The following is a 12,324-nucleotide window of genomic DNA, read 5'->3' as shown; positions in this document are numbered from 1 at the left end:
TCAAAATCTTAGCGTCCGAAAGATAAAGAGCCGCCTTCTTACCTGATACCCTGGAGAGCAAGATGAAACATGTTTTCAAACCCGCGGTTGCCACCGTTTTTCTGTCTGTCAGCTCGATGGCGGCATATGCTGACGCAAATTGTGATGCGTCTTGTCAGGCTGCGCGAAAGGCGGCGAACCCGCTTGCGGATGTCCGCGCGATAATGACCGACAACACAGTCTCCTTCAAAACCGGAACGAATGATGAGGACAGCTACAATTTTCAGCTACAGCCGGTTTACGCAATTCCGCTGGATGGTGCGAATTTGGTCCTTCGCGGGATCATTCCGATTCAAGGGGTTCAGCCCGGCGCGGCCCTTCCACCGGGAATTTCGGGCCCTACATCCAACACCGACCTAGAATGGGGCATCGGCGATTCAACGGTGCAAGCATTTTATGCGCCCACTGCAACCGGCAACATTGCGTATGGTTTTGGGGCACAGGTTTCTTTGCCGACACACACGAAAGCCTCTTTAGAAGGTCCCGGCTGGGGTGCTGGTCCAGCGGCCGTGGTGTTCGGGCAATCAGGTGATCTTTCTTGGGGTGCCGTATTGGCCCATATGTGGGGAGAGAACAATTTCAGCACCACGATCTTGCAGCCGATTGTGAACTACGGTCTCGGTAGCGGGTGGTACATTGGGTACAACAATGTGGTGTCCTACAATTGGAAAGCCCCCAACAATGATGAGGCCTGGCAGATTCCCTTGGGCCTGATGGTAGGGCGCACAATTGTCACGAACGAAGAGTCGGGCACGGCCGTTGATGTGAATGTTGGATATTACACAGTCAACAGATCCCCGACAGGAGGGCCTGACAGACAGTTCAAATTTGGCCTGTCTTTCTTTTTCTAGGGAATGGGCCGTTGCGGAAATGCCTGCTCTTGTAAATTAGTCAACGAGAGAGCGGGAAATCGCATCCATCGCCAGCCACCCCAGCACAATATTTTCTTTGTCTGCGCTGACTGGCAAAGACGAGAATTTGACGACAACCGTGCGGGTTGTCGGGTTGATCCAGATATGTTGACCGTTCACGCCAACCGCAAAAAACGACCCGTTGTCGTCTTTGGTGACGTACCATTGGTTGCGATAAAATCCATCTGGCCAGAATTTGACATAAGATGTTGGTTGCCAGGCTGAATTGTTCCCATTGAACCGGATATCATCCACCCAACCAGATGGAACGATCTGGCGTCCATTTGCAAATCCATCGTCCAGCATCATCTGCCCAAACCGGGCCAGATCACGCAGTGTCAGAACAAAGCCCCCGTTTGCGGCAACGGCCCCGTGATAGTCGACAGTGATATGGCCATCATGTTCGACCCCCAACTTCGACCAGATCGCATCGCTCATGAAATCGGCAAAACGTTGCCCCGAGGCGCGTTCGATCAGCAGACCAAGAACATCCGTGTTTATGGACGCATAGTGAAAGACTTTGCCATGAGGGCGTGTGTCATCCTTTTTGATTGTTCCGGCAAAAGACAGAATACCATCCAATGCGCCCGGCGCGTTTTCGCCGCGCCAGGCAGTTGCCGCCTCATGTGCCACAACTTCAGAGTTGGGGTCGGCATAGTCTTCGCTGAATTTGATCGCCGTCGTCATATCCAGAATTTGACGAACCGTCACATCGCCAAATCCCGGCGCGCCTTCCAACTCTGGCAGGTAATCGGTAATTGAAGAGATCGGGTTCAACCGGCCGTCCTGCACCAGAATGCCAGCAAGCGTGCCAGTCACCGATTTTGATACGGACATCAAAAGGTGTCGCGTGTCAGGTTTCATGCCGTTGAAGTATTTTTCATAGACAATCTGACCATCGTTCAGGACGATAAACCCATCAGTATAAGTCTGCACAAGCATGTCCGAAACGGACATCGGGTTTTCGTCCAATCCGTCAAACTGAACACCCGACAAATCCACAATATCCCGGCCAAGCGGCGCCACCGCTCCTGAGCCGCGGCTGATATTGGCAACATGCAGGAATTCGCTGATGTGCTGAAAGGCCCAGCGATTGTCGGGGCCCTTGTCCCAAGCCGCAATATCAATCGATTTTGACGACGGTGTGCCCGTCATGATCTCCATTTCCGCAGCGGTCATCGGGCGACCGTCAACCATATTGTCTTGCGCAATCGCCACGCTACCAAGCGTTGCAACGGTGCTGGCGATGACCGCTGTCAGCCAGAATGACACGCGTTTGCTAGGCATGAAGCTTGCTCCTGATACTGGGCAAAACGGGGTTTAACAAAAATTGCGCACTTCAGACCAACCACTGTGCGGCGGTTGGTCTGCGTGATTTTTTACCATTCAGTCTCGTCCGTCATCTAGTGTCAACGGTGAACGATAATCTTTCTCGTCAATGCCCGATTTGCGCAGAGCGATCCCGACAAGGCATTCGCGAATGATCCGTTCAGACGTCAACACGGACTCGTAACCGTGCCCCCGTTCTGGTGCCAATTCAACCAATTCAAACCCGACCACATTGGATTCTGCGCACAGACGGCGGATCAATGGAAACACTTCCCGAGGTGTCAGGCCATTGGGTTCGGGGGTTCCCGTTCCGGGTATGTAGGCGGGATCCAACACGTCAACATCAAACGAGATGTACATGTACTCGGGGCCATCATTGGCTTCTTTCAGTACGTCTTCCATGACGGGTTCCCAGCCGCGCAATTCGACCTCGCCCATCGTGTGATAGCGAAACCCTTGTTCGCGCATCCACTCGAATGAGCTTTTTGACGGGTAGTATCCGCGCAGGCCAACCTGAATGTAATTTTTGCCCGGAACGTGGCCTTCATCGATCAGGCGGTAAATCGGCTGTGAGTGACTGATCAAATGGCCAAATACGTTCTTGCCCGCATCATAATGTGCATCGAAATGGACCACTCCGACGTTACCCTTGCCGTAAACATCAGACAGCGCTGCAACGTTGGAATACATCAGCGAATGGTCACCACCCACGATCACGGGAATGATGTTTTCACCCCTTTGGTTCTTGGTGGCGACCACAGGTGCCAAGAACTCTCGCACCGCGTCCATCGTCCGGTGGGTGCTCCATGGATCGTTGGGGGCGTCGCCATAGTCGACAATGTTCAGCACCTCAAATGGGTTGACCATCGTGTGCATATGTTCGGCGCGCATGACACCCCATGCCATTGGCCCTGGCAGGGCACGTATCGCCATCGGCCCAAGGGCTGCACCGCGTACGCCACCTCCCATGTCGTTGTAAGCAGCAATGACCGCGACATCTACATCACCGGCAACCAAATCCTCTGTTGTGAACGCAAGCGGCTGTTTGAAAAACGTAGGAATACCAGCGAACCCCAATCCCCCCGGATAACGCTGAACGTTAATGGGGCCCGCTTCACGGCCATTGCCCAGGTCGTCTCGTGGCGTTTTCCACAACTCATAACTAGGGTCAGATGTATCCATCGGGATTGTTGGCTCGATGGTTTTTTCACCTTCAGCGAAACCTGAAGATGCTGCCACGATCGCGGCTAGCCCGATGGTGCCAGCATATATTTTGCATATGTTTTCAAACATCAATAACTCCTGTTGACCGGGATTGCGGCCTGCCGCAAACTTGCCGCGTTGCACGACAATGCTATCTCACGGGCTCTACTCGTTTCGAAAAATGAGTATGCAGATTCGGAAAATTAGACTTTGATGAGGATGTGGATGAAACCGCCGATCCAATTTCCGAAAATAGCGCACATCGCGGCTGTTCGCCGCCGGGTAGCATGAGCGTAACACATCAAGAATTTGCCGACTTTGGCCAAACAGCATCCGCTTTTGGCGGATGGGATTTGGAAACAGTCCAAGTTGACACAGGCCCGACAACTTCGATTGTGAAGACGCGCCGCCTGCCTGATATGGAACTTCTGTTCAACCAGGAAACCCATGGCGGCGTCTCGGATTGGCTGATTGAAAAGGGTAAGACGACTGTAGCATTCTATCACCCGAGCATGATGCCCGGAGCCTGGTGCGGGCACGAAGTCGGACCTGACGACATGCTGGTTACATCTTCGGATCGCGATCATTTCGCACGCACGCCACACAACTTGAGCATGGTGATGCTGACGGCACAAACAGACCTTTTTGACCGGTACAACGCCTTACCGTGCAAAACGCGGGGACTGGTAAGTTCCAGTACCAACGCCGTAGTCCCGTTGATGCGAACCGGTCGGCAATTGCGCAAGCTCCTGTTCGAGTTGATGTTGTCTGACCGAGTTGAAATGTTGTTTGACGATCTGGCGCTTCAGGATGAGATATTGTGTCTTCTTGGCAAAGCACTGGACGAAGCCAACGCAATGCAACAACCAAGAGCTCGACCAGTCGCTGGTTTTGGCCTGGTTCAACGGGCCGTTCGGCTGGCAAATCACTCGTCTGATCGGATCGGTGCAAGCGCTTTGGCATCAACTCTTGGGGTCAGTTTGCGGGTTCTAGACCTTGCATTTCGACAGGAACTTGGGATCAGCCCTGGTCGTTACATGTTGCAACAACGTTTGCAGTGCGTCCGCTCGGAGATCATTCAAGCAAACCTTGACCGAACTCTGATCAAGCAAATTGCAATTCGAAATGGCTTCAGCGACCTGGGCAGATTTGCCCAGTACTATCGTCGGATGTATGGCGAACTCCCCAGTCAAACCTTGGAAAGCAACTGATCCAAGGGGGTCGACGTGTTCACACCTATCCATTCGTCGTTTACCCAAGAGCATGTAGATTGCTCGGTGCCACAAAAAACGTGCGAGGTGTTGGATGGTTGATCTGCTTGGCTATATAGGCGGCGTTTTCCTGATGATCAGTTTTCTCCCGCAGATCTTCAAGTCCATGCGAACTCGCTCGATGACTGATTTGTCTTGGGGGACTCTCGCTGCTTCGGGTCTGAGCGGAGCCTTTTATGAAGCTTATGCTTTTTTTCTCGGGCTGACCCCGGTCTTGATAATGAACGGCGTGTTTGTCACCAGCATCATTTGCGCGATGGTGATGAAGTATCAATTGGATCGGTCAATGGCCTAGTCAGGTGAAAACCACCCTTTCACACGCCAGATTTCCCAGCTTCTCTAACCCCCAGAACGCCTTGCGAGCACTGCCCTAAGAAGAATGCTGCCCATTGTATGTGTCCACCGAGAAGCACGACATCTATAAAACAAGACAAATAGCTGGAGAGGCTGCCTGTGGGAATTTGCGGTGCCCCTCTTGCTGCTGCCTGCACCAGCAAAAAAACCTTCTTGGCGCGGATTTGCATAAACCGCGCTGGAACTCCACACTTATGGTCAATTGGCACAGAGACGGTATATTTGGCGAGCCCTGGAGGACTCGAACCCTTATCTTAACCAACCATCTCCCCCGCAACCCCTTTTGCACGAGCTCAGGATCTGCAACCCTTGCTTTGCTTTGCAGTAATAAAGCCATAAAACTTTGTATTATAAGGTAATTTTTTCCAACTAAATGTCTTCGCCCCCAAACGTTGGCAACGACACTGGGTGTTTTAGTGTTCAAATTATTACTTATCTCGATAAATTATTACTATCTTGTCTTCGAGGGGAGGAAACGTGCTTTTCACAGTTTTTTTCATCTGCTACATACCCTCTGTGGATACGGCCCCGTAGCTCAACTGGATAGAGCAGCTGACTTCTAATCAGCAGGTTGAGGATTCGAGTTCTTCCGGGGTCGCCACACCTCCTCCTGATGTAATAGTGGCGGGGCTTTATCAGTGCGGTGAAGTTTTGGTAGGAGTCTTACGACTTGGAATCGTTGATCAGCTTGATGGCGGCGCTTTCCTTTCGGGCCATGTAAAAGCTGAAGGACTCCCCTATTTGTTGGAAGCCAAGCTTGGCCTTTCGCTGGCCAAGCCAAGTTGGCTCACACGATTACGACAGTCGCCGTACCGGTAAAACCGGCACTGCTTCAAGCACAAAGAAGGAAATTGTCACCCATCGGTTTTGATTTAGAGCTGGTCAGTAGCCAGCCCTCCCCCTTACGACTTGTAAAGAGCCGTTCCGGGGCCAAGCGCTCTTGCAGAACCGGATACAGAGCACCAATTTCAGTTGAAGGAATAGCGCCTGAGTCAACGTCAATGGCCTCGCCACTGGGCAGTGTTATCGTCTCAATCATTGGCATTGTACCTGGACGCCCAAGTGCATCCGCCCAGTCCGGACGCAAGAGTAGTCGACCAGAAACATAGCAATCGTTACCCTTTAGCTGAAAGCTAATGCTGTAGTCTTCCCGATTCAGCGAAAGTCTGCCATTGGCAATGGCGTGAAAAAGAGTCTTGTTCAAAAGAGTATTACTGTTCATGTTTTTCTCATTCATTGTGAATAGTGATGAGAAAGTGTGTCTCGTTTCAAAAAAAGAAAATGACTTTTTGAATTTTCTAATTCGGCATTGCTCAAGTAAAGCGTTTACCAGTTGAATTCTCGATCACTATGGGAAACTGAGATGCTTGGAAAGCATTGCCTGCTCACGGGTAATGTCGCGATTTGTGTCGTGACGCGACTGTTTTCACGGTCTTTGTCTAAGTTAGTTTGAGCAATTTTCACCCTCCTTGGCTAAGACGGTGAAAGTAGCGTGCTCACTCCATCAAAACTTAACGATCCTCATCTTTCAACAAACCCGTGTCGCGATAAACCTCGGCGGCTTCACGGATGTAGCCACCGGTGTTCTCGGCTCCATACATGCTTGTAATTTGCTGACTTAGCGACAAAAGCTGATAATAAGTCGACCGCCCCGGGCGCAACGCTTCGTAGATTTCGAGTATCTGAACGTTGGGCATGCCCGCCATTTCGGCTGCGCGAGTTAGGTTGGCTGCGACCTCATCATACCCGGATTCCCGCGCAATTTGCGCCTGCATTTTTAAAGTCTCTGTGCTGGCCGAAAGATCGTCCGGCTGCGCGTTCCCTTGCTGAACCTGATCCAGTGTCAGGTCGCGCAATGGACGCCCGGATTTGGCACTTATTTCATCGCGATGATGCACGCCCAACGGATAGCGGATCTCAGGTTTGTCAGTCATCGGAAGGTCACCTTCATTTCTTCAATCCCACGGCCTTCATCAATCTGATTTACCTCACGATGATGTAACAGTGTGGTATGAACGATCAACCGGAGCCGCGCCATGTTATCTATCTTCATCGGCACTGGGCTGGGTGCGCGACCGGTGGCGTAACAGGCAGCATTACGCCCCAGAGCGCGGTAGCTTTCCAAAGTTAGATTTGGTGCCATGGACAAAAGCTCGAGATTGTTGAGCGGCGCCAGCCCCTTTTTGTGGATCAGCGCCGTACCTTTGGATTGCAACCCGATGCCAATGCCAGATCCGCTGAGTTGTGCGCCAGACAAGCCAATATCGGCCACATCCGCACCATGCCAAACTTTGACAACACGGGCAGACACACCCTCGCTTTTGATCCCCTCGAGGATCGCGTGCAACACATCGGCATGGGACAGATCAGCAAGTGTCTGGTTCATGACAGATGCAAAGGCTGGCCCCAGAGATACAACCACTTCGGTCTCACTGCCTTCTCCTGCCGGACCGATCGGTTCAAGGATCACATTCGGATCGAGGGCCTCATCCTTGATCAGTGCATGTGGATCCAGCGCCTGCGGCAGAGCGCGAATATCATCCCAAACTTTGCCCTCCACACGATAGCCGGTTCCGGGACCCTCGTAATCGTTGGGAGTGTTCACAGCACTGGCAACAGTGAAATCCTCGTCAAAAACGGCTGAGGTGTGCAGATAATCCCCGAGAACCCGTTGACGCTGCATTTCGAGAACGCTTTCAGCGACATCGTCAAATCCGGCTCTGGTCAGGGCCGCCACCACATCAAGCGCGGTCTGATCGCCGTCCAGAAACGCGTCAGCCGCGGCGAGGTCGGTCACACTGTCACGGTCGGGCATATCGTCCGAGCAAAATGCCGTGGTCGCGGCGGCAACCTCTTCGTCGCTGATCGCAGGGAAGCCCATTTCAGCAAACACGGCCTGAATAGCCCGAGCGCCTCTTTCGCGGACCGACAGAACATCGTCTTCGCGCACTGGTTTCAGACCGCCATCAACCTGCATGTCCCGTTGGATGACCAACCAGTCGTCCATGTCCTCGGCATCAAAATTCCCGCCGCCAAACAGGTTATCTTTGCGGGGCATCACCGAATGGCCGGAGGTTACAAAGTCAGTTCCGGGCAACATCTGCAGCATCAGCTTGGCAGTTTTGCGCATACTGGAATGCGATGACATGGCGTCGTTGCCCGCAGCAACTTCCAGCCCCAAGGAGGCCGCGACAAGGTTTTCAGCCATCACGCCGCGCACGCCATTTGGCAGGCTTTCAGGCAGTGCAATGCAAGAGATCGAACCGTTCTGCACCCCCTGGCTGCCGGCGCCTTTGACCATCAAAATGCAGCGAATTTCCAAGTAAAGCATCGACCAACCAAGACCATAGCCCATCAGGGCCTCAGATCCCGACCCGGACGTGAAACGCGACTTTACCCCCCGCGAAGCATAGGCTGACGCCAGAATGCCTTTGGACCAAGGTGTGTCGTCGCCATCAAGAAAGGACGGGATTGTGCCATAAACCGAAAGCGTTTCCGCATAGGTGGCCAAACCCTTCATCGCCAATCGCAGGTTCAGCGCCTCTTCGCAGCTGATTTGTGTCATCACTCCGGGACGCCCAACCTGTGATCCAACCAGCAGCGCCAGTGCTGAAAACGGTGCCATGCGGGCGACGCGGACCGTGGTTTCCTCTTCGGCGAACCCACGTAGTCCCGCTTCGGCGGCATCAGCGGCGAGTAGGCAGGGGTTTTCTTTCCAGTTGGTCACATGCGCCTGATCATAGGGCCGCTTGCGCTGGCGCATTTTCTGCATGGCCATCATCATTTCCACGACGTTGAGATGACTCATCACTTCGGCGATCATTGCCGGTGTGAGCCCCGAGAACACCGCCATCACTTCTCGCTGCGACACGTTGATATCGGTCAGCATGCGGGCAATTGTCAGAGATCCCATCTCCATCGCCATCTCAGCCCGCTCCAGATTGATTGCATGCGCCGCAATAAACCGATCAATGGCGTCAAACTCTGCCTCTGGCCGCCCATCCATTTCAACAATCCGCCCATCGCGCATTTCCAAAGACGGCTTGGGGTCGGTGGGGCTATCCATCACGATCAGGCCAAGCTCGGGGAGCTCGGAGACATACACCTCTTTGTTGATGTCTCTTTCGCGCAGTTTCTCAAAGCGTTTCGAGCGGGATTGGACCATGGCTCTGTTCCTTGTCTCAGCAGCGTTTTGGTATCTTTTACGCTGTTGGTAGTTTATTCCAAATCTCAGCAGGCGTCTCGTAAGCAACCTCGCAATTACAGGGGCAGTTTTACATACCCGGGGCCATGCATGTTAGTCCTTCAACAGGCAGTCATTTAGCTGGCCCATCTTTTCGATACCAAGCTGGCTCATGTTTGCCTGAATATCTGCGCGCAGGATGTGCACAAGATGATCGATCCCTTTTGAGCCAAAGGCCGCAACTGCATACTGAAAGGCCCTGCCAACCATCACGAAATCTGCCCCTTTGGCCAGAGCGCGCATGATGTCCAGTCCCCAGGCCACGCCAGAATCGTAGATCAGCGGCATGTCCGGTCCCACGGCTGCCCGGATCTTGGGTAGCTGATCGATCACAGCCGGTCCTGCCTCGAACTGGCGGCCGGAGTGGTTCGACACCCAGATGCAATCCACGCCTTCTTCAGCCAACCTTTTGGCGTCTTCCGATCTCTGGACACCCTTGACGATCAGATCACCATCCCATTCCTGTCGCAACTCGCGCAGATATTGCCAGTCGGGGCAGCCCCGGATCAGTGCACCTGCGTGGGTGAAACTCTGTCGCCCGCGAGAGGAAATGTAGTCGTCAAAGAACCGCATTCGCGGAACGATGCCCTCGCGAAGATGTGCAAGGCACCAGGCCGGACGCATCGCCATCGACGCCACCGTTTGCCAATCGACCTTGGGAGGCACTGTTAGGTTGGCACGCCTTTGCCGCTCACGGCGACTTTCCTGAGGAACATCAACAGTGATGATCAGTTTGTTGAACCCAGCGGCCTTTATGCGTGGCAACATCGACCTGCGCAATTCTGCCGAATTCACCGGGTAATGCTGAAACCAGCCGTTATTGCCGATGTATGGTGACACATCTTCCGGCGATGCCACCGCAACGCTGGAGAGCGAGTAAGGGATATTGTGCTGAACCGCTGCTTTTGCCAGATGGCGTTCTGCCCCTGCCCAGATCAACCCTGACATCCCGATGGGGGCAATGCCAAAAGGTGAATCAAACGTTTGTCCCAGAAAAGAAGTTTTGAGCTCCGCCTCAACCCGCCCCTGAAGAATGCCGGGCATGAACCCAACCGCATCCAGAGCGTCGCGATTGATCTGCAAACCAAGCTCGCGCCCGGTCGCGCTATCCAGATACTCAAAGGCAAATTTTGGCATTCGTTTGCGCGCCCTTCGGCGCAGGTCTTCGATAGACGGATGAGACAGATCCAATTCCATTGCGATCACCAAAGCGATGGCAGCGCCAACGACAGTGCTGGCACGTAGGTGACAAGCATCAAGAGCACCAGCATCCCGACAAAGAAGGGTAGAATAGCGATGCTGATCCTCTCGATCGACACACCGGATATACCGCTGGCCACAAACAGGTTCACGCCAAGTGGCGGGGTGCAGAAACCAATCGCCAGGTTCACAGTCAGGATCACGCCGAACACAATGGGATCAACACCCAGCGCGGTGGTAACCGGAAGCAGGATTGGTGTCATGATGATGATCGACGAGATCGTTTCCATGAACATCCCGATGACCAGCAACAACAAGTTGATCAGCAACAATATGAGGATCGGATTGCTGGAAAGGCTCGTCAGACTTTCGGCCAGTTGCGTCGGTATCTGTGCCAACGTCACGAGGCGACCAAAAGCAGCGGCCATGACGACCAGAATAAGGATGGTTCCGCTGGTCAGCGCGCTTTGGGCCAGAATGGTAGGAAGGTCGCTGATACGGATGTCACGGTACACAAACAGCCCGATGAATGCGGCATAGACCACAGCAACGGCTCCGGCCTCAGTGGGTGTGAAAATACCACCGTAGATGCCACCAAGGATGATCGCGGGCACCAGCAATGCCCAGAAAGATGTACGAAAATTCGAAGCTACTGAGCCAACCGAAAAGGGTACGGAAGATTCGACCACATCACTCTCTTTGCGCAGAAGAATGCGTGCAATGAACATAAACATAAGCGCGAACATGACGCCTGGGATCACGCCGGCAAGGAACAGCTTACCGATCGAAACCTCGGCGGTGACACCGTAGATGATGAAGGGAATGCTGGGTGGGATCATCACGCCTATCATGCCTGAAGACGCAGTCAGTGCACTGCTGAAGCGGCGCGAATATCCGACTTTTTCCATCTCGGGGATCATGTTCGATCCGATGGCAGCGACGGTCGCAGGGGACGAGCCCGAGATAGCCGCAAAGAATACGCAGGCCAAAACGTTGACATAAGCCAGCCCGGCCCGAATGTGTCCGATCAGTGAGTTGGCGAAAGCCACAATCCGGCGCGACATACCGCCGTGTTGCATCAGATCTCCCGCCAGAACGAACAGTGGCACAGCAATCAGCGGAAATGAGTCAGCCCCGGTCACTACCGAGCGCGCCAGCAAAACCAATGGCGGCGTGCCGTCAACAAACAGCATGACCACCATCGTAGCGAGGCCAAGACAGATCCCGATCGGAACGCTAAAAAACAGGAGGGCGACAAGAGAAAGAAAAAGTACTGCGGCGACCATCAGGCTTGCCCTCCGTATTCAGATTGGCGCATGGATTGGATCGTGCGCCATAGATTTTGCAGAACGCGAATAGCCGACAGAGAGGCCCCAATCGGTGCGGAAGAGTATAAGAGCGGGATTGGCAGCCCGAGCACGACAGAGGATTGCGAGGCCACAAACGGCATTCGGATCAACGCGACGCATTCCCGGATCAGCGTGAACAAAAACGCCAGGATTAGAATGTCGACCGCGATGTTCAAAAACGGCACAACACGGGGCGGCAACAGGTCGCGCAGAACCGTGATGCGGATATGTTCCCGTTTGTGAAAGCCGTAGCTTACCGCCAACCAGATAAACCAGACAAAGAACCAGAGTGTCAGCTCTTCACCCCACGACAATGACGCGTTGAAAATATAACGCATGACCACATTTCCAGCGATCAACAGTACGATCGCCGCAAGCAGAATGCTCACAAGGACCCGTTCAACATTTTGGTCCAACCACCTGAT

11 protein-coding genes and 1 tRNA gene are annotated in these 12,324 nt (G+C 53.5%); 4 read left to right on the top strand and 8 right to left on the bottom strand.

The window, feature by feature from the left end; genetic code table 11:
- Window positions 1–62 precede the first annotated feature (62 nt).
- Window positions 63–890, top strand: coding sequence for a hypothetical protein (locus G6R15_RS09220; protein ID WP_164659576.1), 828 nt, complete (start codon window positions 63–65; stop codon window positions 888–890).
- Between the two features lie 36 nt (window positions 891–926).
- On the opposite strand, the gene G6R15_RS09215 is transcribed toward G6R15_RS09220, so the two are convergent.
- Window positions 927–2,237: a serine hydrolase gene (locus G6R15_RS09215; protein ID WP_164659575.1), complete on the bottom strand. Its 1,311-nt coding sequence runs from the start codon at window positions 2,235–2,237 to the stop codon at window positions 927–929.
- Window positions 2,238–2,336: 99 nt separating this feature from the next.
- Entirely contained in the window at window positions 2,337–3,572 is a 1,236-nt protein-coding gene (locus G6R15_RS09210; protein ID WP_164659574.1) for an agmatinase family protein, read from the bottom strand.
- A gap of 197 nt (window positions 3,573–3,769) precedes the next feature.
- Between G6R15_RS09210 and G6R15_RS09205 the strand changes: the two genes are divergently transcribed.
- From G6R15_RS09205 to G6R15_RS09195, 3 genes are all read left to right on the top strand, one after another.
- Entirely contained in the window at window positions 3,770–4,693 is a 924-nt protein-coding gene (locus tag G6R15_RS09205; protein WP_164659573.1) for a helix-turn-helix transcriptional regulator, read from the top strand.
- Between the two features lie 94 nt (window positions 4,694–4,787).
- Window positions 4,788–5,048, top strand: coding sequence for a SemiSWEET family sugar transporter (locus G6R15_RS09200; protein ID WP_164659572.1), 261 nt, complete (start codon window positions 4,788–4,790; stop codon window positions 5,046–5,048).
- Window positions 5,049–5,631: 583 nt separating this feature from the next.
- Window positions 5,632–5,708: transfer RNA gene (locus G6R15_RS09195), tRNA-Arg, on the top strand.
- Window positions 5,709–5,939: 231 nt separating this feature from the next.
- Here the strand turns inward: G6R15_RS09195 and G6R15_RS09190 are convergent.
- The 6 genes from G6R15_RS09190 to G6R15_RS09165 form a co-directional block, all read right to left on the bottom strand.
- Window positions 5,940–6,344 (bottom strand): hypothetical protein, encoded by a 405-nt coding sequence (locus tag G6R15_RS09190; protein WP_164659571.1) that lies wholly within the window; start codon window positions 6,342–6,344, stop codon window positions 5,940–5,942.
- A gap of 274 nt (window positions 6,345–6,618) precedes the next feature.
- Window positions 6,619–7,041, bottom strand: coding sequence for a diol dehydratase small subunit (locus tag G6R15_RS09185; protein ID WP_164659570.1), 423 nt, complete (start codon window positions 7,039–7,041; stop codon window positions 6,619–6,621).
- The gene (locus G6R15_RS09180) at window positions 7,038–9,272 is read right to left on the bottom strand and encodes a propanediol/glycerol family dehydratase large subunit (protein WP_164659569.1); all 2,235 of its coding nucleotides are present in this window, start codon (window positions 9,270–9,272) and stop codon (window positions 7,038–7,040) included. The genes G6R15_RS09185 and G6R15_RS09180 overlap by 4 nt, the downstream gene beginning before the upstream one ends.
- Before the next feature lie 132 nt (window positions 9,273–9,404).
- Window positions 9,405–10,547 (bottom strand): alpha-hydroxy acid oxidase, encoded by a 1,143-nt coding sequence (locus tag G6R15_RS09175; RefSeq protein ID WP_164659568.1) that lies wholly within the window; start codon window positions 10,545–10,547, stop codon window positions 9,405–9,407.
- A 5-nt stretch (window positions 10,548–10,552) separates the two neighbouring features.
- Window positions 10,553–11,836 carry a TRAP transporter large permease gene (locus tag G6R15_RS09170; protein ID WP_164659567.1) on the bottom strand — a complete coding sequence of 428 codons (1,284 nt, stop codon included), beginning with the start codon at window positions 11,834–11,836 and terminating at the stop codon, window positions 10,553–10,555.
- A complete protein-coding gene (locus tag G6R15_RS09165; protein WP_240336712.1) occupies window positions 11,836–12,288 on the bottom strand; it encodes a TRAP transporter small permease in 453 nt (150 codons plus the stop codon). Before G6R15_RS09165 ends, G6R15_RS09170 begins: the two co-directional genes overlap by 1 nt.
- Between the last annotated feature and the right edge of the window lie 36 nt (window positions 12,289–12,324).

Source organism: Tropicibacter sp. Alg240-R139 (genome assembly GCF_900537075.1).
Lineage (GTDB): Bacteria > Pseudomonadota > Alphaproteobacteria > Rhodobacterales > Rhodobacteraceae > Falsiruegeria.
Note: the sequence above shows the minus strand (reverse complement) of the source record. Positions and strands in the feature narration are given on the sequence as shown.